General features: G+C 46.6%; 1 protein-coding gene. It reads left to right on the forward strand.

Features of this window, described 5'->3' with window-relative positions; all coding sequences use genetic code 11:
* Nucleotides 1-266 (forward strand): hypothetical protein (locus tag AAEZ00_RS21410; RefSeq protein WP_351089937.1); only part of this gene is annotated, 266 nt, incomplete at both ends.

A 266-nucleotide genomic window follows, 5' to 3' on the forward strand; every position in this document is an offset into this window, starting at 1 on the left:
CTAGTGGTCCTTCTGAAAGCGATGTAGAGGCACTTATCCAAGCTCAGTATGATAAGGCCAACAGTATGATGGATGATGCTATGGCAAATGCGGGCAATGATGAGATGGCAAAAGCTGTGAGCGGCATGATGGAAGGGATGATGCCAACGCTTGAAAAAGTAGAAAACGTAAGCTGCGATACTGCCGAAGGTGACAACACTTATTTGTGCACTGCTGACGTCACGCAAACGATTGGTGGTAAAAGCCGTACAGATAGTGGTACCTTT

The sequence above is a fragment of the Shewanella sp. S1-49-MNA-CIBAN-0167 genome (genome assembly GCF_040310145.1).
GTDB classification, from domain to species: Bacteria; Pseudomonadota; Gammaproteobacteria; order Enterobacterales; family Shewanellaceae; genus Shewanella; species Shewanella psychromarinicola.